We start from the raw sequence: 20089 nt of genomic DNA, 5'->3' as shown, positions 1-20089 counted from the left end.
CATACAAGTGAATTTACACAAATTGTCAGGTTTACTAAAAAGTTCTTCTTATTTGAAAGATGGTTATTACGATACATTCTTCATATAAAATTGTCTTATTTTTATCTTTATGAATGAACCTCTTGCCGAGCGTATACGACCTAAAACCCTGGATGATTACATTAGCCAAAATCATTTGGTTGGGGAACAAGGCTCATTGACGCATCAGATTAAAAAAGGAATTATTCCTTCATTGATTTTATGGGGCCCTCCAGGTACTGGCAAGACTACATTGGCCAATATTATTGCCCATGAGAGCCAAAGACCTTTCTATACGCTTAGTGCAATTAGCAGCGGTGTAAAGGATATAAGAGAGGTTATTGAGAAGGCAAAACAAAGCGGAGGCCTTTTCACTTCTAAAAACCCTATCCTATTTATTGATGAAATACATCGATTTAGTAAATCACAACAAGATTCTCTTTTAGGTGCTGTTGAAAAAGGATGGGTTACCCTTATTGGGGCTACCACGGAAAATCCAAGTTTTGAAGTAATTCCGGCACTTTTATCCAGATGTCAGGTCTACATACTAAATCCATTTGGAAAAGAAGATCTGGAAGCGCTTTTAAAAAGGGCCATGGACACTGACAACTCCTTAAGTTCAAAAAAAATAAAGCTAAAAGAGACTGAAGCTCTGTTGCGATTGTCCGGTGGTGATGGAAGAAAGCTTTTAAATATTTTTGAGCTTATCATAAATTCTGAAACGAGTGATAATGTTACTATAACCAATGATTTGGTTATGAAAAAGGTGCAAAAAAACACTGTGCTTTATGATAAAACTGGAGAACAGCACTATGATATCATTTCCGCCTTTATTAAATCTATAAGAGGAAGTGATCCCAATGCGGCAGTATACTGGTTGGCACGAATGATAGAAGGTGGCGAAGATGTAAAGTTTATTGCACGCAGACTGGTTATTTTAGCATCCGAAGATATTGGAAATGCAAATCCGACAGCATTAGTACTGGCAAACTCAGCTTTTCAGGCAGTAAATACTATTGGGTACCCTGAGGCAAGGATTATACTTAGCCAATGCGCTACTTACCTAGCCAGTTCAGCAAAAAGTAACGCCAGTTATGTGGCCATTAAAGAAGCACAACAAAAAGTAAAGGAAACGGGAGATCTATCAGTTCCTTTAGCAATTAGAAATGCACCAACAAAATTAATGAAAGATATAGGTTATGGTAAAGGGTACAATTATGCCCATGACCATGAAAACAGCTTTGTTGATTTTGAATTTCTCCCTGAAGAAATATCCGGAACTACATTCTATAGACCAGGGGGCAATCCCAGAGAAAATGCTATGAAAGAATTTTTAAAAAACAGATGGAAGGATAAATATCAATTTTAAAATTTGACATTTAGTTCTTTAAGTACCTTTTCGCCGTTTTCGGCATATTCAAAAAACCATTTATCATCTTTTTTGAAAACCACTCCATTTTTATCTCCGTGGCTCACTAAAAAAACATTTTCCACAGAAGTTTCCACCAATTTCAACCTAACTTTTGGAGTACTGTCAACAAGTTGATATCCATTTTCTATAGGTTGAGCATATAACAAATCGGAATTTATGGGTTCTGCAACCACATCTGCTTTTTTCATGGAAGAAGGTACTGGCTCCATGCTTTTAAAACTCTGGGTTTCTGTAGTCGCTTCCTGAACTACCATTGGCTCCTTAGGCTTTTCTTCCAATGTTTTTACATCGTTTTTAAAACTAACCGTAATAGGTCCTGCAATTTCTTTCTCTTCTTCTTTTGGCATGTATTTGTACTGCAACGTATCAAACGACACAAATGATTTCTTCAGTGCATCTGTATAGGCAGGCCTAAATTCCTTGATCTTGCTTTTACCTTCAACGGTCCTAAAAATTTCAATAGACTGACAATCTCTAAGAACCAAAGTAGTTTTGGTGCTGAAAAGCGATGAAGTATCCTCAAGGTTTACCAAAAGGCCCAAACACCTGTTTTTTCTCAAATCCTCAGGTAATTCATCATCATAAACCGCCTGATATCCTCTCTGGTTAAAGAGATGTTTTATTGTGGTACTTGTCTGGTGCTTGTTTTGAATATTATAAGAATCAAATTTTTTGGGCACTATAATGTATTTATAATCATTTAGTTGACCATTCATTGAACAACTCAATCCTATTGTAAATATCAAAAAAAATAGTAGTCTAGATTTCATATGGAATAGATAATCAATTATCGTTCCAAGATATAATATTAAATCCAAACTGTAAAGAGGCATAATGGCTATCAGCAACATTTCTATACCCTAAAAGATTATCGCCCAAAATATAGAAATTAACTGGTCCAGCCTGAAGATTAAGGCCTAGTCCAATATTGGACAATGAATATTTATCAACAGTATAAGTAGTTTTAAGAGAAAGGGTTCTGCCCAATCTTTTTTGGTAAAACCCCGTTAACGCGGCTTGAACACCTCTAGGTCTCTTCATCATAAATAACTGTCCCCCAACACTATTTCTGTATAGATTACCATTTTGACCGCTTTCTGTATTAATTGCACAACCGCAATCTTTATTGGAAGTTTCAGCCAGACCAAAATCATAACGGATTGACCCATAAACCTTAACCGGTCTAAAAGAAATGTAGCTACTTGTATCATTATCATCAAACGGAACGGATTCTTCAATTTCATCTATAAGTTCCTGCCACAAATCATTGTTTAAATCGTTTATATCCTCTGGTAGGATAACATCTATCCCCTCATTGGTAGCGCTGCCTCTCAATGTATAATTTTTAATATCCTTGGAATTATAAATAAAGCCAACATCCAATACACTTCCTGTAATAGTTGTTTGCGGGTTTAGGTGATATGTAAAACCAGCATCAAAACCCAGTCCAAGATTTCCACCAAGCAAAACCCTTCTAGTAAAAAGACTGGTTAAATCCCTTTGGGTTGATGAAGTGTCTTCATCCAAAATATCTATAATTTCTTGCACCCCAGATGTTTGTAATTTCATATCAGCATTAATAGTATTGGCGTAGATATTGTTCTGCCCTTGGGTAGTTGTAAAAGATCCTGAGTTTTTTATAGATTGGAATTGAAAAATACTAGAATAGATTTTAGCTCTAGCTCCAATGGTAAGATCATTACTCATTTTTCTATTAACACCAAAATGAAACACATTGACCATTTCTCCCCTCACGTTTAAATCACTCAAATCAAAACTTCTTCCTATGTTATCTCCTCCATTTCCCTCAAACGCTAAAATTGCCAAATCTTTGGGCCAATACGCAATGATATCCGTTTCACCATACACTCCAAAGGAATAGTAATCATCTGGTCTATTCTTTCCTCTAAAACCTACATTGAACAGCTCTATCTGACTGGTGGTACTAAAATCATCTCTTTTGTTCATGTCCTCTATCAACCGCTCCCTAACTTTAGTAGTAAAGTCAACACCGTCATTTGCAAATAGGTCATTTACGGTCACTCCACTTGTTGCAGCTTGAAAGTATAATCCAGATAAAACAGGTATTCCGGTGTGCCATTTTTCTGAAGTCTTCACCCCGGGATTGACCATTAAAGATTGTGGAATCTCATAAAAATCATAAAGCAATTGCTTGTTTTGGGACCACATAGAAGATACCCCAAAAAAAGTGGTTAAAAAGAATAATTTGCCTAGCCTCATTTTAATCGGAATAAAAATTCAGCGGCAGATCGCACTATAATCTTGGGTTCTGGCTCGGATGAAATACTTGTGGCATCTCCTAGGTTATTTCCCGTTACTCTAAAACTTGAAGTATTGGTAAGTATATCTAAACTTTTTCCTCCAGGACCATAGGCCACTTCTAAAGTTTCCGTTTGAGCGGGTGCAGGGTCAATGCTTAAGGACTCTACGTCCAATATATTCCCCCCTTCATCCAAAAATTCAATAGTAATGTTTAATCTTTTACTTGTAGTATTTTCAAGTTCATAACTAATGGTTCCTTCCAGCAATCGTTCTGCCACAAATTGTTCATTGAAAGCATCAAAATTGAAAGTTTGTGCATAAAAAGTGTTTACTGCGCTTACAGAATTGATGAATTCTTCATCCGATTCCAGATAAAAAATACTAGAAGCAACTGTTGGGGTAACGCTCAAATCATCAAACTGGTCAAAATCCTGTTCTTCAGAGCATGACAGAATCAGCATGGCAGCCATAACCAACAACAGGCAGGGGGAAAGCAATTTTTTCATAGGTTCTAAAAGCATTTTGTAATAAAACAACGTGGCCCTGTTATACCCTAATATAACTCTATAAAATGCTTTTTATTTCAATGAGATTGTTGATGATTTTGCATAAACCATGTTCAGGTTCTTTGTGTGCATTAAAGTGAAGTGTATGGAAACCTGCCGATTTTGCTCCCATGATATCTGCCTCGATACTATCTCCAATCATCAAAGAGTTTTGAGGTGCAACGTTTGCTTTTGTCAATGCCAATTCAAAAATGTATGGGTGCGGTTTTTTCACTCCCGCGATTTCTGAATCAATTATTTGATCAAAGTATTGATGGATATTTGATCCTTTTAATTTTTTTTCTTGAATCTCTTGAAACCCATTCGTGATAATATGAAGTTTATATCTTGGCGACAAGTATTGCAATACTTCAACGGTATTTGGAAATAAATGAGAGTAAGAGGACAGATGTTCTATATACTCATACGCCAGAACATTTATGGTTTCGTCTGAAATTGTTTTGCCTATGTTGTCAAAAGTTCTTTTTAAACGTTGGTATCTAAGTTGAGATTTGCTTATTCTATCTTCTCGGTATAATTTCCAATACTCAAGATTTATGGGGATGTATGCTGTTAGAAAATCCTCCAAATCCACATTCAATTGATTTTCTTCAAGAATTTTTTGAAATGTCAACGCGGAATTTTTTTCAAAGTCCCACAAGGTATGGTCCAAATCAAAGAAAACATCTGTAACCACTTCTTTAAACATAGTAACGCCTTAAGAAGGATTGATACAGTTCTAACCAATTTAACTTATGGCTACTTCCCAGCAACTCATTGGAGAAAATTATTACTAGATCTCCATTTACTTGCTTTACTTGCCTATACACCCTATCCATAACCTCAAAAGCTTCTTCCTTCTTTTTACAATTTGCAAGGGCATAATCATGTATGGCAAAGGGATGGACTTTTAGGGGTTGCCTTACTTCCATATTAATATCATAAAAATAAAACGGCGTACAGGTACCAGCCCTAAAACCGATTTCATGGGTATATCCCATAGAAAAATCATCTGTGAACTCTGTTTCAATAAGGTTGCGGTAAGTACTTGGCACATTGACCCTATTATATCTTAATCTGGAATATTTAATTGGCCTATTAACAAGGTTGCCCAAGAGCCGTTTTTCTTCTTTTAAGACCATCTTATTTGTAGAGGACAAAAAGGATGTACTCAAGGAAACAGCACTGTAATCTGCAACCGATTTTATAAGGTACCCGAATTTGTTATTGTTTGGTGAAATGTTTTTGTCATGTGCTGAATACTTGGCAAACTGAAAGAAAAACATGGTTTTGATCGGAAACTTTTTATGAATTGCTATCAGCTCCTGAAAATTATCATAGGGGTCCTTTTTTATACCCAAAAGCACCAAGGTACGTTTGGCCATACTCCTAAATTTAAAACCACCAATATCTAAAAAGAAGCCCCCTAAACTTCTTATAAACCCTCTTAATGCATAACTATGAGATGTAGTTACGTTTATTATAGACGTGAAGCTGTATTTTCTTTTTGGGTTTTTTATATCCGGAAAACGTTCTTTTAGGGCCTGCAACATCTTATACGCCCATAAATCAACAACGGGAAGTTCCAAAAATTTGTTTTGGTAGGCAATGCTCTCTTTTGCTGGAAACCTTCCCACATTGTCTTTTACATGGGGCAGATATTCCTCATACCTGCTTAAAAGGTAAAAACTTGCCGAAAATATATCATATGGTATAGCGCTTTTTTCACCACAAGCAAAAAAACATGGGATGCCGTCCCAACTTGCTATTTTAATATCCAAATCGTTGATGCCCTGCTCAAACAACAGATCATTGCTCCTGATAAAAAATTCGTTCTGCAGGGGTTGTTTTGAGTAGGTTATTTTTGGGCCTGTGTGCCTAATAAAATCTTCAACCTTGGTTGTAAACGTTACTTCTATACCCAAAATCTTTTCAAACAGCTGTTTTGCTGTATAAGTAAGTCGGTTGGTAATTTTATGGGTAAATATCAATAACATCTCTACGTGTCAACTAAAGTATTCCTTGGTCCGCAAAACTTAAATAATCATGCTGGGTTAAAATCAAATGATCCAATATCTTAATATCTAAAGCTTCTGAAGCCTTTTTGAGTTTGTCTGTAACCTCTTTATCTGCAGTGCTTGGTTTTACCGTTCCCGAGGGGTGGTTATGGGCCAATATAATGCCCACTGCCCCAAGTTCCAACGCTTGTTTTAACACCAAACGTACATCTACCAAGGTTCCCGTAATACCACCCTTGCTCAACTGGGATTTGTGAATCACCTTGTTGGAGTTGTTAAGGTAGACAATCCAAAACTCTTCGTGCTGTAATTCGCCAATCAGGGGGTGCATTAATTCAAAAGCATCTTTACTGCCTGAAATCTTGGCAATTTTTCCAGCATCTTCTCCCCTTCTTCGACGGCCTACCTCTAGGGCCGCTGCAATGGAAACCGCCTTGGCCTCACCAATACCGTTAAACTGCATTAATTGGTTTACAGAAAGTTTACCCAGCTCGTTTAAATTATGATTTACAGAGGCCAAAATACGTTTGGAAAGCTCCACTGCACTTTCCTTTTTATTACCTGAACCTATTAAAATGGCTATCAATTCGGCATCTGAAAGTACGGAGCGCCCTTTTTGCACCAATTTTTCCCTTGGCCTATCGTCATCCGCCCAATTTTTAATGGAAAAAGAAGCCACTTTTTCTTGCATGGTCTAAATATAGGAGATTAATATTTTATGTAATTTTCTATCACTAAATATTTCCACCATGAAATCTCTTTTTGATACTGAAACTTGTTCCGAAATACTAAACCGTATTAACACCTTGACCAAATCCACCAAAGCTACCTGGGGGGAAATGGAAATTGGCCAAATGTTACACCATTGCCAGTTTCCTTTAAGTCTTGCTTTGGGCAGATACCAAATGAAAAAGCCCAACCCTTTTGTGAAGCTAATTTTTAAAAGCTTTAAAAAAGGCATGTATGATGATAAACTCTGGAAACCCAATCTGCCAACAGCAAAAGACTTTAAAGTGTCGGATAAAAAAGATTTTGAGCCTGAAAAGATCATTTTGGTTGACCTAGTTAATGATTTTCATTTGGAAAAAGATAGAAAAATATGGGAACCCCACCCTGCTTTTGGGCTTTTTACTCATGAACAGTGGGGAAAAATGCAATACAAACACTTGGACCACCACCTAAGACAGTTTGGAGTCTAATTGACAAAATCCGTAATTATTTCCTCCAGTTCGTTTTCTTTTCCTAATTTAATTCTAGCCAACACAACTAATAATACATGAGGTTGTTGGGTTTTATACGTTTACGAAGAATATAATTAATCAAACTATGACCGCAACCGAACTTATAAGTAAAGTGTTTTTACCATTATCTCTTGCTATTATTATGCTTGGTATGGGAATGACTTTAATTCCTGCCGATTTTACTAGAATTGTAAGATATCCTAAGGCAATTTTAATTGGCCTTTTAAATCAACTTATCTTTTTACCTATTATTGGTTTTTTACTAGCTATAATTTTTAATTTAAATCCCGTAATGGCAGTTGGGTTAATGATTTTAGCCACTTGTCCTGGCGGGCCTACCAGCAATTTGATAACACAGGTTTGCAAAGGAAATATTGCATTATCGGTTACATTAACCGCTATTGCCAGTATTGTAAGTATCATAACAATACCCTTTATCTTGTCCTATGCGCTGGAGTATTTTGGTACTGCCACAAATGTCACAATCAAATTGCCCATATTAGATACTATCCTTCAGATAATGGTAATCACTGTAATTCCTATTTCCATAGGAATGCTCATCCGCAGGTTTAAAACAGACTTTGCAAAGCGTATGGAAAAACCAATGCGAATTGCTTCCACCGTAATTTTTATTTTAGTCTTTCTAGCAGTATTAGCCGCAAATTTCAACATAATAGGCAAAGCAATGAAAGAAGTAGGGTTAGTCACCTTGCTATTAAACTTAATAACCATGGGATTGGGTTATTTAACGGCTAGATTATTTAAATTGAACTTAAAGAGCGCCATTTCAATCACAGTAGAGAGTGGTATACAAAATGGAACGTTGGCATTTGTGATTGCTACTTCAATATTAAATAATATAGAAATGGGCATTCCAACTGGAGCTTATGCTATATGGATGTTTATAACTGGTGGGGTTTTAATGTGGCAACTCGGAAAAAGACCTGAAACAGATTCTAAATAAGAAAACACTAAGCGCAACAAAATGAACAAAAGAAATAGTGTCTTTCTAGCAACAAGTTTAGATGGGTACATTGCTGATAAAAATGGAGGGATTGACTGGCTGGAAAGCACACCAAACCCAAACAAATCTGACTTAGGATTTAATAAATTCATTGAACAAATAGACGCCTTGGTCATGGGAAGAAATACCTTTGAAACCGTATGTGGATTCGATTTTGGATGGCCTTATAAAATACCCGTATTTGTGCTTAGTAATTCTCTAAAAGAAATTCCGAAAGATTATCAAGACAAAGCGTATTTGGTAAAGGGCACCATGCAAAAAGTAATTGAACAAATTCATCAAAAAGGGCATTATCGTTTGTACATAGATGGAGGAGCAACCGTTCAGAGTTTTTTAAAAGAAGATTTAATAGATGATTTAACTATAACAATCATTCCTATTGTTCTTGGTGATGGCATTCCTCTTTTTACTGTATTAAACCGGAAACTTGATTTTGAACTAGTTTCTTCTGAGGTCTATATTAATCAATTGGTGCAAAGTCGTTATTGTAGAAAAAGAGAATAAAATAGCGACAATGACCATATGTAATTCCAAGTACATTTAATCACTTAGAACGGAAGCCACTTGCACTAAACATTCATTTCAAATTACTTGCATACTGTAACGATCTATTTCTGATTTTGTCTTTAAAAACAAAGACAATACCCTTCCTATGAAAATTCCATTCATTTTTTTGATGGCTACATTGGTTTTAATCACCAGTTGCAGAGAAAATTCTCATCAAGCTTCATCGCAAAAAGAAACAAAAACTATCCTGAACTTAAACAATCGAGAAGTACCAATCGATTCAATAAACAGATATGTGAAACTTAAAATGGAAGAAATGAATATTCCAGGGGTTTCCTATGCTATTATCAATAATGGGAAGTTAGTTTTTCACAATGTAATGGGATACTCCAATTTAGAAACCAAAGAACCCGTAAATAATACAACTCTATTTGAAGGAGCTTCAACTTCAAAGCCAGTATTTGCTTCTTTGGTTATGTTATTGGTAGAAGACGAAAAATTGGATTTGGATACTCCGTTATACACTTATCTAGATAAAAATGCTAGCGATAATTATGATTATGATGTCCGATATCAAAAAATTACCGCAAGAATGGTGCTGTCCCATACCACTGGCTTTCCTAATTGGCGTGGAAAAAATGAATTGACCATATCGTTTGAACCGGGTACAAACTTCAGTTATTCTGGTGAAGGATATCAATTCTTGGTTGCGGCCGTCAAATCAATTTTACAAACTGATTCTCAGGGTCTAGAGAATTATTTCCAAAAACGCATTGCAGAACCACTGGGAATGGTTCATACCAAATTTGTTCAAGATGAATATAACAGAAACCACAAGGCATTTCCCCATTTTAATGGCGTTAAAAAAGAAAAAAACAATTGGACGGCTAATGAATTTAATGCAGCTTCTGCAATGCATACCGAATCTCGGGAATTCTCCAAATGGCTAATCGCTATAATGGAGGAAAGCCTACTTTCAGAGGATAGTTCTGCAAATTTATTTGATGATCAAATCACATCTTTAAAAGCACCATCCCTTTTAACCAATGAAGGTGCTATCGCTTGGACCCTTGGGTTTGCAAAGTATAAGAATTCTGGTCATATAGTCTATGGACACGAAGGGAACAATGATGGATTCAACAGCTTGTTTCTTTTTAACAAAGAGAAAAAATGGGGTATGGTTCAATTCAATAATGCTAACGAAGTATATGATTTTGGGTATGAATTGTTCGGGTTTATTAATAAAAACAAATAAGTATAAGAACAATAGTGAATTGGGTGCTAACCCGAATCGCTATTTTGTTTAAATTAAGTAATTTCCCTGCACACAAGAAGAGGAAGGCTACGAAACAGAAACAGTGTGTTTTGGAGATGGAAATTGTATTGAAAAGCCCATACCTGAAAGTTGTTTTTGATAAAACCTTACTCTAAAATTTGATGGAAACGAACTAGAAATAAAAATGAGGCTTAAAATCAGCATATTAACGCTATTAATCTTTCTTACGTCTTGCTATGGAAGCAGTCAAAATCGTGTTGTAGTTAATATTCCGACAGCAGAGTCAGAGTCAGAATATATCTGGAGAACAATCCAAGATATCAAATTCTTTGAAGAACAAAATTATCAAGTTAGTCTTCCAGAGGGCTCATTAATTAGTGATTTAAAGATTAAATCTAAATTAGGGAAGCTTGCAAATGAGGATTATGAAAGATTAAAGGCATTTGTTCGAGATAGCGTATACAACAAAGCTGACTACCAAAAAGGGTATCAAAAAATAGAGGATGAACTTGAACTGATCAATAGAATGATTGATGAAATAAGTCAATCAAACTTTAAATGGAATTTCAAAAAATTCAGTACCTATCAAGTAAATCTTACCCTCTATGGACCAGGCGGAAGTTATAATCCTGATGAAGGTTCAGTGCTGATTTTCACTACAACCAACGGACGGTTCAAGAATTATGATAATCCGGCCAATACCATTATTCACGAAATAACCCATATCGGAGTTGAAGAAGCGATTATTAATAAATATAAAGTTCCTCATGCTTTAAAAGAACGGATTGTGGACACTTTTGTATTCTTAAACTTCAATGAGTATTTACCAGATTACCGAGTACAGGATATGGGAGACAAAAGAACTGACCAATATCTTAAAACAAAAGAAGATTTAAAAGATTTGGACAACTTTGTAAAACTTATTACGAAACAAAAATAATAAATCAGTTACCAACAATGAATAAAATGACACTTGAAGACATAGGATACAATGCTACGTTGGAAGAATACGGAAAAGAACATAACATCAATTCTTTTGATGTTGGTCGTGTTGTGTTGGAACATAAGGACAGATATGTGGTCAAAACCGCAACTGAAGAACTGGATGCAGAACTAATTGGCAACCTCAGATTTACAGCGGAAAGCAGATACGATTTACCGGCCGTTGGAGATTGGGTAGCTATTTCAGAATACGATGAGAATAAGGCTCTAATACATGCTGTTTACCCAAGACATTCTATATTAGAACGACAGGCAGTTGGTAAATCTACGGATACCCAAATAATAGCAACAAATATTGATTTTGGTTTAATTGTTCAATCTGTAAATAGGGATTTTAGCATCAACCGTTTAGAAAGATATTTAACCATTTGCAATACTGCCAAAGTAGCACCCATCATCATTTTAAGTAAGATAGACTTAATAGACGAACAAACGTTAAGCACGCTTCATGATGAAATAAAAGAAAGAATCAAAGAAGTTCAAGTTATTGCCATTAGCAATCAATCCCATGTTGGGCTAGATGAGATAAAAGCGATTATCCAAAAAGGTAAGACTTACTGTTTATTAGGTTCATCCGGCGTAGGCAAATCAACGCTCTTAAACCAACTAACGGGTAAAGAACTTATGGATACAAGGTCTATAAGTGAGCGCATTGATAGAGGAAAGCATGTAACCACTCGCAGAGAATTAATCGTTTTGGAAGATGGTGGCATCCTAATCGACAATCCTGGAATGAGAGAAATTGGTATTACCGATGCTTCCGTTGGACTTGAAATTACATTTGATGAAATTATTGAATTGGCACAAAATTGTAAATTCAATAACTGCACACATTCAAACGAAGATGGTTGTGCCATACTTGATGCCGTAGAAAGCGGCGAGGTTGATGCGGATTCGTATGCAAATTTTCAGAAAATGGAAAAAGAAAGGGTCTTTTTTGAATCCAGTATTGCAGAAAAGAAAAAGAAGGACAAGAACTTTGGAAAAATGATTAGAGAGGTCAAAAAACAGCGAAAACAGAATAAATTCTAAGTGTAGCTATTTATGAAAAGTATTGTTTGGAAAATACATTTAAAATCTTCTCCTGAAAGAGTTTTTGACCTTCTTTCCACAGCAAGCGGACGGGAAAAGTTCTGGGCTGAAAAAGCTCCAGAAAAAGATGGAATCATCCAATTTTATTTTCCAAATGGAGAATCTTATGAGAGTCAAATCGTGGAATCTAATGCCAACAATGAATTTCAATTGGATTACTTCAATTCGATAGTCACGTTTAGCTTAGAACCTTCTAAAAATAATGGAACAGATTTAACTCTAACAAATGAAGGCGTAGTTGAAGACGAATTTCTAGAAGTACATTCTGGTTGGGTATCTGTATTAATGAATCTAAAAGCAGCAGCCGACTTTCAAATTGATTTAAGAAATCATGACCCAAACAAAACTTGGGATCAAAAATATGCTGACAATTAAAAAATCAATAGATCTCACAACATATTAGCAGGGCAAACCTCCCAAATGTTTTTAACTAATCTTGAAACCTTATCTTTAAGCATTAGCAAACAATAGATAGTTTTTTAGCCTAAGCTGCATGCAACAAAAGAAAGCTCCTTGGTATTACCTCCTTCTACTTATTTTAGCTGGTGAGACCGTTTTTATACTTCCATTTGTACTTTCCCGCGTATTTAGACCCACCGTACTCGATGTCTTTGGGTTGGATAACGTACAATTGGGTTTGTGTTTTTCTGTTTACGGTATCGTAGCCTTGGTATCATACCTTATTGGTGGCCCTTTGGCCGATAAATTCCCTCCAAGAAAATTGATTGCCACGGCACTTTGGATGACAGCCTTAGGAGGCCTGGTCTATGCCACTTTTCCTAGCTATACCGTTTTAAAAATACTTTATGGTTATTGGGGCTTTACCACTATTTTTTTATTCTGGGCTCCAATGATTAAGGCTACCCGCGTTTGGGGAGGCTCAAACTCACAAGGTAAAGCCTTTGGCTTTTTAGATGGAGGGCGTGGTTTGGTAGGCGCACTGTTCGGTGCAATGGGCGTACTAATTTTCTCCTTGTTCATTACCTCGGAAATTGCAGAGGCTTCAGTCTCAGAAAGTAGGGACGCCTTTAAGTATGTAATTTTAGTTTCGGCAGGAATAGCAGTGTTGGTTGGGTTTTTGGTATGGTTCTTCATGAAAATGGATCGTAATGCAGAACAGGCCATTATTTTGGAGAAAATATCCGTTTCGCAAATAAAAGAGGTATTAAAGCTCCCTTCTGTTTTATTATTGATGGTCATTATCCTTTGTGCTTATGTAGGCTATAAAATTACCGATGTGTTTTCGCTCTACGCACAGGATGTTATGCGTTATGATCAAGTACGATCAGCACAAGTGGGTACTTTTCTATTATTTATACGTCCAGTGATTGGAGTCGTTATTGGAATTTTGGCAGATCGCTCACGAACTACATATTGGTTAGTGGTTAGTTTTATAATTGCCTTTTTGGGAGCACTGTTGTTTGCCACAGGTATTATTTCAGAATCGGCTACGGCCTTGTTCTTTATTTCTATTCTAATTGTGGCGGCAGGGATTTATGCCGCACGCTCACTTTATTTCGCCGTAATGGAAAGAGGTGAGATTCCTTTAATACTTACCGGGACAGCGGTTGGACTTATTTCCATAATAGGATATACCCCAGATATATTTGCAGGTCCAGCTATGGGGTATCTGTTGGATAATTCTCCAGGGGCAGAAGGACATCAACATGTCTTTTGGATGCTCGCGGTGTTTTCATTGATAGGAGGTGTAGCTGCTTGGTTCTATTTCCGTTTATACAGTAAAGAGAAAAAATAAATATGCTCAAAAATCTGAAGATCATGAAATGTAATGCTAAGATTGCTTTAAAGTTTAGGCTTTGGAAGCTATTGATTTTACTTCTCCTTGTTTCAGCATGCAAGGAAAAATCAAAAGTAATAGAGGAAAAAGAGGTTCTTTTTGTTTCTGATGTTGCAAATGGACCAAAACCCTGGACTTCCGAAAACTTTGAAACCACTGAAGATGACTTCACTTTTGCGATAATTTCTGATTTAAATGGAGGTGAACGTGAAGGTGTCTATAGTACCGCGGTCTCTCAATTAAATAGGCTAGACCCAACATTTGTGCTCAGTGTGGGGGATTTAATTGACGGAGGAACAGAAGATTCTTTGCAATTAGCAAAGGAATGGGACTCTTTTGATCAAAGAACTTCAAAATTGAATATGCCCTTCTTTTATTTGGGCGGAAATCACGATTTGACCAACCCTAAAATGCGGGATTTTTGGAAGAATAGATTTGGCCCGCGTTACTACCATTTTTTATATGATGATGTGTTGTTCTTAATGATGGATTCTGAAGATTATGAAGAAAAAAGGATGTTAGAAATTTATCATGCCAGAGCAAAAGCAATTAAGATTATAAACGGTGAAATTGAAGGCGTTTATGAAGAATCCGAATACTTCGGCATGGATGAACGCAGAATTGGCGGAATGAGCGGTGACCAATTTGATTACTTTAAAACAGTTCTGGAAAAATACCCAGATGCAAAGTGGACTTTTGTGCTCATGCATAAACCACTTTGGATGAGAGAAGATGAAAAAGGACTGGGCAATCTTGAAACCCTTTTAGCCAATCGCCCGTACACCGTAATTAATGGTCATTTTCATTCCTTTTCCCATCGTAAAAGAAAGGGTAGGGATTACACTATATTAGGTACTACCGGAGGTGGTCAAGACAAGACGGATTCACTGTCTTTTGATCACGTCACTTTAGTAAGAATGGCAAAAGAACCTATCATCACACATTTAAAAATGGAAGGCATTTTAGATGAGACAGGGAGAGTTCCAGAACAGTAATTCCATTATTAGCCTTTCAAATTAGATTAAAAATGAATTTTACAGAAGCACAGGAAGATATGCGCACCTCTTACTTTGGAGGTGGCCCGGGAGTTTTTGCATCAGGGATTGTGTGGTTCGCATCTGGAGTAACTGCATGGTTAACCACAGAAAAAACAGGTGTTTTGGTATTCTTCTTCGGGGGAATGTTCATACATCCTTTAGGGATTTTGTTGTCCAAGCTTTTAAAACGTAGCGGCCAGCATAAAAAGGGAAACCCATTATCCGTTTTAGCATTGGAAAGCACCCTTCTATTGTTTATTGGGTTATTTATTGCTTATTCTATAATGTACATTCGTCCAAATTGGTTTTTTCCAGTGATGATGCTCATTATTGGTGGGCGATATTTTTTGTTTTCATCAATTTATGGAATGCGTTTTTACTGGCTTTTAGGCTCAATATTAGCATTGTCAGGAGCTCTTGGCTTCTTTTTTAACTCATCCTTCTATTTATTTGGATTGGTAGGAGGAGCACTTGAAATACTCTTTTCATTCGTACTGATATCTTTAGAAAAAAAGGGTATGAAAACTAAATAGGAATACGCTGAAGCTTCACTAACTAAAGAATAATCCAAATGAAAACATCTTTTTTGGTTGACTGTTTTCCAAACCTTGAGAAAGAGCTCGTTGCTGAAATAGAGCAATATTCGTCCATCAAAAATTTTGAGGTCAAAGAATACATTGTAAAAGAGGGGGAGTTTATTCGATCATTGCCCATTGTGCTAGACGGAAGTATAAGGGTCTATAGTACTGAAGATACCATGCAATTTCTACTGTACTACATTTCATCAGGGGTATCTTGTATTTACAGTTTTGCACATACCTTCAATAATGAACCTGCAGAATTTTCTGCCATTACAGAAGTAAAAAGCACTTTAATGCTCCTTCCGTTAGAAAGAGTTCGCTTATGGCTAAAAAAATATCCATCTTTTGCCAGTATAGTGTTGAATGATTATCAAAAACATTATACAGACCTGTTGCATACCACAAAACAGGTTATTTGCTATAACCTTGAAGATAGATTGATAGACTATTTAAAAACCAAAGCGGAAATCGAAAAGTCCACCCTTCTAAAAATCTCCCACCAAGAAATTGCAGACAATCTTGGTACGTCTAGAGAAGTTATAACCCGTGTATTGAAAAAACTGGGGAAAAATCAAAAAGTGGAACAAATGGGACGAAAAATAAAAGTGCTGTAAAGTAGCATATGTCACTGTTTTTGAATTGCATAACCAATAGTTTTATGCTCAAATTATAAAAACATGTCAGAACAATTTCAATTAATTCCCGGTAACTCATTAAAAACCAATTCGCCCGAAGAAGGAAGGGCACTAGCGGTTAAGATTGCTAGATTAACCATAAAGATTACGCAGCCAAATGCTGAAACCAGAGAAAAATTACGCCCGGTATATGCCAATGATGCTTCAATGCTAATTGCTATTGGTCAAACGGTTGCCATGGAATTTGCAATCATTGCAAAAGCCAATAATTATTGGAAATAGTTAAAAAATAAAATCAGCTGTATTAGAGGTTTTCATCCTCGTCTTGGGTTTCTTGCAATTCAACTTTGTTATAGGAATCATTGATCATTCTGTCCTCCTCTAAGATAACATTGGAGATTCCCAGCATGAATGAAACCAACACTATGGAAGCAAAGCGTTGAAGTTTGCAATATCCCCTTTTAATAGAAAAATGTTGTTGTTGCTTCACCTTGATTTTATGACAATTATTGTTCCACACCTATATATGCTGACAAAATTGCCTTTTTAGGTAGCTCTTTTATTGAAAAGTGGCTTTTACCCTATCAAAATCCAATCCTCCATAGTTGCCAGAACTCATTAGCAGTAAAGCAGTATTATCAAAATTCTGGGCAAAAAGGTAGTCTTGAAAAACACTGGAATCGGTAAAAATCTGCACATCTTCCCGGTTTAATGCCTTTGCAATTTGGTCTGCGGTCACTTCTTCCAACTGCTTGATCTTTACAGCATCTGGTGAATAAAAGACGACAGCTTCATCCGCCGCATCCAAAGCTCCATCATATTCCTTTAAAAATTCAGCATTAAGACTGCTATAGGTATGCAATTCTAGGCAGGCAATCAATTTTCTTTGAGAATATTGTTCCTTTACGGCCAGTGTGGTCGCTTTTACTTTACTGGGAGAATGTGCAAAATCTTTGAACGCTACTTTCCCCGTTCCTTCTGCAATTTTTTCCATTCGTTTTGATGCTCCTTTGAAAGAAGCTATTGCTTCATAAAAAGCATCTTCGTCCACACCCATGTTCTGGCATATCCATTTTGCTCCAGCCAAATTATTTAAATTATGTTTGCCAAAAACGGCAATGGGCATCTCCCCTTCAGGTGTATCCAGAAGCGTTTCCCCATCCTCCACGTTATAGTTTGGTGTATTATATGGAAACTTACGAATTGAATTCTCAGTGGCCTCCACCACTTTTTTCACCTCCAAATCCTCTTCATTATAGGTAATACTACCTCCGCGGACAATACTATCAACAAAAATCTGGAACTGTTCCACATAATTTTCAAAAGTGGGAAATACATTAATATGGTCCCAGGCAATGCCGCTCAATAAGGCTATATTGGGCTTATAAAGGTGAAATTTTGGTCTTCTATCTATTGGAGAAGATAAGTACTCATCTCCTTCCAATACTATAAAATCATTTTCTTCCGTAAGGTGAACCATTCGGTTAAAGCCTTCTAACTGTGCCCCTACCATATAATCCACAGCAATGTCATGATAATGCAGTACATGCAATATCATGGATGTTATAGTGGTCTTGCCATGGCTCCCACCAATGACAACCCTTGTTTTATATTTGGATTGTTCATACAAAAACTCAGGATAGGAATAGATTTTGACTCCAAGATCTTGAGCTTTTCGCAACTCAGGATTATCAGGTTTGGCGTGCATTCCTAAAATTACCGCATCCAATTCATCATGAATTTTCTCAGGGTACCAACCAAACTCAGCTGGCAACAATCCTTTCTCTTTTAAACGGCTTTTTGAAGGCTCAAAAACAACATCATCACTCCCTGTGACTTCGTACCCTTTATGTTCCAACGCCAAGGCAAGGTTATGCATGGCGCTCCCACCAATTGCTATAAAATGGATTTTCATCGTTACGATTTAAAGGTCAAAAATAGACATTGGCAAAGCCAATACAAATAAACCATTCATCTTATTAATTTTTATCTTAGACTAAAATTAGATGCAATGAACTTATCAAAAATTCAATCCAAAGAAATCATGCCCGGGTATCATGGAAAAATGGTACATAGTGAAACAATGACGTGGGTGTTTTGGGATGTTGAAAAAGACGCTGAAGTGCCTGAACACAACCATGTACATGAACAAATTATGCATGTTGTGGAAGGTGATTTTGAATTTACCGTTGGCCGGAAAACGGATATTTATAGTCCAGGGGATGTTGTTATAATTCCGTCTAACGTACCGCATGGTGGAAAAGCCATAACTGCCTGTAAATTGATGGATGTTTTTAGTCCAGCTAGAGAAGAATATAAATAGTTATGAATATATCTCTTTTAGGTAAAAATGCCTTGGTTGGGGGCAGTAGTAAAGGTATTGGAGAAGCTATTGCAAGGCAATTAGCGGATAGTGGAGCAAATGTGATACTTATGGCAAGAAACGAGGATAAAATGAAAACCATCGTTTCAGAACTTGCCATGGACAAAGGGCAAAAACATCAATATCTGGTGGTTGACTTTTCAAACTTTGACGCTTTTAAAAAAACCATCACTCAATTTTTTGAACAGCATACCATTGATATTTTGGTGAATAACACCCAAGGCCCACAAGCAGGGGGGGCATTGGAAAAAAATGTAGAAGATTACCAAAAAGCCTTCGATTTTCTGTTTAAGTCCGTTGTTTTTACAACAGAGCTTGCACTCAAAAACATGCAGAAAAAGAAATGGGGAAGAATCATTAACGTAGCATCCATTTCTATAAAAGAGCCTTTAAACTATTTGGCATTATCCAATACTATAAGAGCGGCTGTGGTTACTTGGGCAAAAAGTCTTGCTTTTGATGTTGCAAAAGACGGAATTACCGTAAACAGTGTTCTTACAGGTTATTTTGATACGGACAGAATTGCCCAACTTAATACCACCAAGGCAGAAAAACTAGGGATAACATCCGCTGAAGTTCGTTCTGCTATGGAAGCACAGGTACCAATGAAACGTGTAGGTAAACCCAAGGAATATGGCTTTTTAGTGGCGTTTTTAGCATCAGATCAGTCCGCTTATATTACAGGAACAAACATTCCCATTGACGGTGGGTTATTAAAATCTTTCTAATCTAAAAAATTTCAAAAAACAAACAGTTTGTCTATTAAATTATCGTATTCGTAATTTTTAGTTAATTTTATTGCTTAACCAATAAAATTCAAACACATGAATTCAAAAGTTTTTCTAGTCGCACGTATTCTTCTTGGGCTATTTGTTTTAGTATTTGGTTTAAACAAATTCTTTGGTTTTATCCCATTTGGAGAAATGCCCGAAGCGGCAATGAACTATTTTGGTGCACTGTCTTCAACACACACCTTAAAAATTGTAGGTGTTATTGAGATATTAGCAGGATTGGCATTTATACTAAATAAATATGGCGCTCTAATGGCTCTTATTTTAATGAGTGTTTCAGTAAACGCTGTTTTGTTCCATGCTACTCTAGCGCCCGCAGATATTGGTGGGGCTTTGGCATTGATTATTTTAAATATAGTTGTCCTTCTTGGCTATAAGGATAGATACAAAGATATCTTACGAGCTTAAGCTCAAACAAAAAAGCCC

24 protein-coding genes are annotated in these 20089 nt (G+C 36.4%); 16 read left to right on the top strand and 8 right to left on the bottom strand.

The features are described 5' to 3' along the window. Positions 1–109 precede the first annotated feature (109 nt). On the top strand, positions 110–1387 hold the full coding sequence (locus SJY44_RS06865; RefSeq protein WP_299166930.1) for a replication-associated recombination protein A: 1278 nt from the start codon (positions 110–112) through the stop codon (positions 1385–1387). Here the strand turns inward: SJY44_RS06865 and SJY44_RS06860 are convergent. From SJY44_RS06860 to radC, 6 genes are all read right to left on the bottom strand, one after another. Next, positions 1384–2166 (bottom strand): hypothetical protein, encoded by a 783-nt coding sequence (locus SJY44_RS06860; protein ID WP_396591813.1) that lies wholly within the window; start codon positions 2164–2166, stop codon positions 1384–1386. The genes SJY44_RS06865 and SJY44_RS06860 overlap by 4 nt on opposite strands. Before the next feature lie 67 nt (positions 2167–2233). Then, positions 2234–3691, bottom strand: a complete 1458-nt coding sequence (locus SJY44_RS06855) for a DUF5723 family protein (protein ID WP_396591812.1) — start codon at positions 3689–3691, stop codon at positions 2234–2236. Further along, complete coding sequence (locus SJY44_RS06850; protein ID WP_396591811.1) at positions 3688–4239, bottom strand: hypothetical protein; 552 nt, start codon at positions 4237–4239, stop codon at positions 3688–3690. The genes SJY44_RS06855 and SJY44_RS06850 overlap by 4 nt, the downstream gene beginning before the upstream one ends. Before the next feature lie 58 nt (positions 4240–4297). Beyond that, entirely contained in the window at positions 4298–4987 is a 690-nt protein-coding gene (locus SJY44_RS06845) for a YjjG family noncanonical pyrimidine nucleotidase (protein WP_396591810.1), read from the bottom strand. After that, positions 4980–6275 (bottom strand): polysaccharide deacetylase family protein, encoded by a 1296-nt coding sequence (locus SJY44_RS06840; protein ID WP_396591809.1) that lies wholly within the window; start codon positions 6273–6275, stop codon positions 4980–4982. Before SJY44_RS06840 ends, SJY44_RS06845 begins: the two co-directional genes overlap by 8 nt. Positions 6276–6288: 13 nt before the next feature. Further along, positions 6289–6987, bottom strand: coding sequence for a DNA repair protein RadC (radC, locus tag SJY44_RS06835; protein WP_298928981.1), 699 nt, complete (start codon positions 6985–6987; stop codon positions 6289–6291). A gap of 58 nt (positions 6988–7045) precedes the next feature. Here radC and SJY44_RS06830 point away from each other — a divergent pair, with 58 nt between their 5' ends. The 12 genes from SJY44_RS06830 (at position 7046) to SJY44_RS06775 (ending at position 16771) form a co-directional block, all read left to right on the top strand. After that, positions 7046–7495: a DUF1569 domain-containing protein gene (locus SJY44_RS06830; RefSeq protein ID WP_396591808.1), complete on the top strand. Its 450-nt coding sequence runs from the start codon at positions 7046–7048 to the stop codon at positions 7493–7495. Between the two features lie 127 nt (positions 7496–7622). Next, entirely contained in the window at positions 7623–8501 is an 879-nt protein-coding gene (locus SJY44_RS06825; protein WP_298928987.1) for a bile acid:sodium symporter family protein, read from the top strand. 21 nt (positions 8502–8522) lie between these two features. Beyond that, positions 8523–9065, top strand: coding sequence for a dihydrofolate reductase family protein (locus SJY44_RS06820; protein WP_396591807.1), 543 nt, complete (start codon positions 8523–8525; stop codon positions 9063–9065). A gap of 148 nt (positions 9066–9213) precedes the next feature. Further along, positions 9214–10323, top strand: a complete 1110-nt coding sequence (locus SJY44_RS06815; protein WP_396591806.1) for a serine hydrolase domain-containing protein — start codon at positions 9214–9216, stop codon at positions 10321–10323. A gap of 205 nt (positions 10324–10528) precedes the next feature. Further along, positions 10529–11284 carry a hypothetical protein gene (locus SJY44_RS06810; protein ID WP_396591805.1) on the top strand — a complete coding sequence of 252 codons (756 nt, stop codon included), beginning with the start codon at positions 10529–10531 and terminating at the stop codon, positions 11282–11284. A 17-nt stretch (positions 11285–11301) separates the two neighbouring features. Then, positions 11302–12378, top strand: a complete 1077-nt coding sequence (gene rsgA / locus SJY44_RS06805; protein WP_396591804.1) for a ribosome small subunit-dependent GTPase A — start codon at positions 11302–11304, stop codon at positions 12376–12378. 12 nt (positions 12379–12390) lie between these two features. Then, the gene (locus SJY44_RS06800) at positions 12391–12813 is read left to right on the top strand and encodes an SRPBCC domain-containing protein (protein ID WP_396591803.1); all 423 of its coding nucleotides are present in this window, start codon (positions 12391–12393) and stop codon (positions 12811–12813) included. Positions 12814–12931: 118 nt separating this feature from the next. After that, positions 12932–14194 (top strand): nitrate/nitrite transporter, encoded by a 1263-nt coding sequence (locus SJY44_RS06795; protein WP_396591802.1) that lies wholly within the window; start codon positions 12932–12934, stop codon positions 14192–14194. Positions 14195–14217: 23 nt separating this feature from the next. Next, a complete protein-coding gene (locus tag SJY44_RS06790; RefSeq protein ID WP_396591801.1) occupies positions 14218–15231 on the top strand; it encodes a metallophosphoesterase family protein in 1014 nt (337 codons plus the stop codon). Between the two features lie 32 nt (positions 15232–15263). Then, entirely contained in the window at positions 15264–15806 is a 543-nt protein-coding gene (locus SJY44_RS06785) for a DUF7010 family protein (RefSeq protein WP_396591800.1), read from the top strand. A 38-nt stretch (positions 15807–15844) separates the two neighbouring features. Continuing rightward, a complete protein-coding gene (locus SJY44_RS06780) occupies positions 15845–16468 on the top strand; it encodes a Crp/Fnr family transcriptional regulator (protein ID WP_396591799.1) in 624 nt (207 codons plus the stop codon). 63 nt (positions 16469–16531) lie between these two features. Continuing rightward, a complete protein-coding gene (locus SJY44_RS06775; protein ID WP_396591798.1) occupies positions 16532–16771 on the top strand; it encodes a hexameric tyrosine-coordinated heme protein in 240 nt (79 codons plus the stop codon). 22 nt (positions 16772–16793) lie between these two features. Here the strand turns inward: SJY44_RS06775 and SJY44_RS06770 are convergent, their stop codons facing one another. Beyond that, positions 16794–16979 (bottom strand): hypothetical protein, encoded by a 186-nt coding sequence (locus SJY44_RS06770; protein ID WP_396591797.1) that lies wholly within the window; start codon positions 16977–16979, stop codon positions 16794–16796. A 69-nt stretch (positions 16980–17048) separates the two neighbouring features. Further along, positions 17049–18404: a UDP-N-acetylmuramate--L-alanine ligase gene (gene murC, locus SJY44_RS06765; protein ID WP_396591796.1), complete on the bottom strand. Its 1356-nt coding sequence runs from the start codon at positions 18402–18404 to the stop codon at positions 17049–17051. 96 nt (positions 18405–18500) lie between these two features. On the opposite strand from murC, the gene SJY44_RS06760 reads away from it, so the two are divergent. The 3 genes from SJY44_RS06760 (at position 18501) to SJY44_RS06750 (ending at position 20071) form a co-directional block, all read left to right on the top strand. After that, positions 18501–18812 (top strand): cupin domain-containing protein, encoded by a 312-nt coding sequence (locus tag SJY44_RS06760; protein WP_396591795.1) that lies wholly within the window; start codon positions 18501–18503, stop codon positions 18810–18812. A 2-nt stretch (positions 18813–18814) separates the two neighbouring features. Further along, positions 18815–19600: an SDR family oxidoreductase gene (locus SJY44_RS06755; protein ID WP_396591794.1), complete on the top strand. Its 786-nt coding sequence runs from the start codon at positions 18815–18817 to the stop codon at positions 19598–19600. A gap of 96 nt (positions 19601–19696) precedes the next feature. Continuing rightward, the gene (locus SJY44_RS06750; RefSeq protein ID WP_109661542.1) at positions 19697–20071 is read left to right on the top strand and encodes a DoxX family membrane protein; all 375 of its coding nucleotides are present in this window, start codon (positions 19697–19699) and stop codon (positions 20069–20071) included. Positions 20072–20089: the final 18 nt, after the last annotated feature.

Origin of the sequence: Allomuricauda sp. R78024, from assembly GCF_044596045.1 — a bacterium.
GTDB lineage: Bacteria > Bacteroidota > Bacteroidia > Flavobacteriales > Flavobacteriaceae > Flagellimonas.
The sequence above is the reverse complement of the archived record's forward strand: the minus strand, read 5'-3'. Positions and strand labels throughout refer to the sequence as shown.

Excerpts from the sequence above, each read along its gene's own strand:
- murC (WP_396591796.1), bottom strand. The coding sequence starts at position 18,404 with ATGAAAATCCATTTTATAGCAATTGGTGGGAGCGCCATGCATAACCTT.
- SJY44_RS06785 (WP_396591800.1), top strand. The coding sequence starts at position 15,264 with ATGAATTTTACAGAAGCACAGGAAGATATGCGCACCTCTTACTTTGGA.
- SJY44_RS06855 (WP_396591812.1), bottom strand. The coding sequence starts at position 3,691 with ATGAGGCTAGGCAAATTATTCTTTTTAACCACTTTTTTTGGGGTATCT.
- radC (WP_298928981.1), bottom strand. The coding sequence starts at position 6,987 with ATGCAAGAAAAAGTGGCTTCTTTTTCCATTAAAAATTGGGCGGATGAC.
- SJY44_RS06840 (WP_396591809.1), bottom strand. The coding sequence starts at position 6,275 with ATGTTATTGATATTTACCCATAAAATTACCAACCGACTTACTTATACA.
- SJY44_RS06755 (WP_396591794.1), top strand. The coding sequence starts at position 18,815 with ATGAATATATCTCTTTTAGGTAAAAATGCCTTGGTTGGGGGCAGTAGT.
- SJY44_RS06800 (WP_396591803.1), top strand. The coding sequence starts at position 12,391 with ATGAAAAGTATTGTTTGGAAAATACATTTAAAATCTTCTCCTGAAAGA.
- SJY44_RS06790 (WP_396591801.1), top strand. The coding sequence starts at position 14,218 with ATGAAATGTAATGCTAAGATTGCTTTAAAGTTTAGGCTTTGGAAGCTA.
- SJY44_RS06780 (WP_396591799.1), top strand. The coding sequence starts at position 15,845 with ATGAAAACATCTTTTTTGGTTGACTGTTTTCCAAACCTTGAGAAAGAG.
- SJY44_RS06795 (WP_396591802.1), top strand. The coding sequence starts at position 12,932 with ATGCAACAAAAGAAAGCTCCTTGGTATTACCTCCTTCTACTTATTTTA.
- SJY44_RS06850 (WP_396591811.1), bottom strand. The coding sequence starts at position 4,239 with ATGAAAAAATTGCTTTCCCCCTGCCTGTTGTTGGTTATGGCTGCCATG.
- rsgA (WP_396591804.1), top strand. The coding sequence starts at position 11,302 with ATGAATAAAATGACACTTGAAGACATAGGATACAATGCTACGTTGGAA.
- SJY44_RS06820 (WP_396591807.1), top strand. The coding sequence starts at position 8,523 with ATGAACAAAAGAAATAGTGTCTTTCTAGCAACAAGTTTAGATGGGTAC.
- SJY44_RS06825 (WP_298928987.1), top strand. The coding sequence starts at position 7,623 with ATGACCGCAACCGAACTTATAAGTAAAGTGTTTTTACCATTATCTCTT.
- SJY44_RS06815 (WP_396591806.1), top strand. The coding sequence starts at position 9,214 with ATGAAAATTCCATTCATTTTTTTGATGGCTACATTGGTTTTAATCACC.
- SJY44_RS06860 (WP_396591813.1), bottom strand. The coding sequence starts at position 2,166 with ATGAATGGTCAACTAAATGATTATAAATACATTATAGTGCCCAAAAAA.
- SJY44_RS06775 (WP_396591798.1), top strand. The coding sequence starts at position 16,532 with ATGTCAGAACAATTTCAATTAATTCCCGGTAACTCATTAAAAACCAAT.
- SJY44_RS06760 (WP_396591795.1), top strand. The coding sequence starts at position 18,501 with ATGAACTTATCAAAAATTCAATCCAAAGAAATCATGCCCGGGTATCAT.
- SJY44_RS06810 (WP_396591805.1), top strand. The coding sequence starts at position 10,529 with ATGAGGCTTAAAATCAGCATATTAACGCTATTAATCTTTCTTACGTCT.
- SJY44_RS06750 (WP_109661542.1), top strand. The coding sequence starts at position 19,697 with ATGAATTCAAAAGTTTTTCTAGTCGCACGTATTCTTCTTGGGCTATTT.
- SJY44_RS06845 (WP_396591810.1), bottom strand. The coding sequence starts at position 4,987 with ATGTTTAAAGAAGTGGTTACAGATGTTTTCTTTGATTTGGACCATACC.
- SJY44_RS06865 (WP_299166930.1), top strand. The coding sequence starts at position 110 with ATGAATGAACCTCTTGCCGAGCGTATACGACCTAAAACCCTGGATGAT.
- SJY44_RS06830 (WP_396591808.1), top strand. The coding sequence starts at position 7,046 with ATGAAATCTCTTTTTGATACTGAAACTTGTTCCGAAATACTAAACCGT.